Origin of the sequence: Kluyvera chengduensis (genome assembly GCF_044197065.1) — a bacterium.
Classification (GTDB): Bacteria; Pseudomonadota; Gammaproteobacteria; order Enterobacterales; family Enterobacteriaceae; genus Kluyvera; species Kluyvera ascorbata_C.
Genome location: NZ_JBIQOI010000048.1, coordinates 1 through 208, shown reverse-complemented (window position 1 = coordinate 208; position 208 = coordinate 1). Strand labels below are relative to the sequence as shown.

General features: G+C 51.4%; 1 rRNA gene. It reads right to left on the bottom strand.

The features are described 5' to 3' along the window. A 16S ribosomal RNA gene (locus ACH1XZ_RS23315) occupies positions 1-208 on the bottom strand; the annotation flags it as partial.

Sequence of the window (208 nt, the reverse complement as noted above, 5' to 3'; positions counted from 1 at the left end):
ATAAGGGTTGCGCTCGTTGCGGGACTTAACCCAACATTTCACAACACGAGCTGACGACAGCCATGCAGCACCTGTCTCAGAGTTCCCGAAGGCACCAAAGCATCTCTGCTAAGTTCTCTGGATGTCAAGAGTAGGTAAGGTTCTTCGCGTTGCATCGAATTAAACCACATGCTCCACCGCTTGTGCGGGCCCCCGTCAATTCATTTGA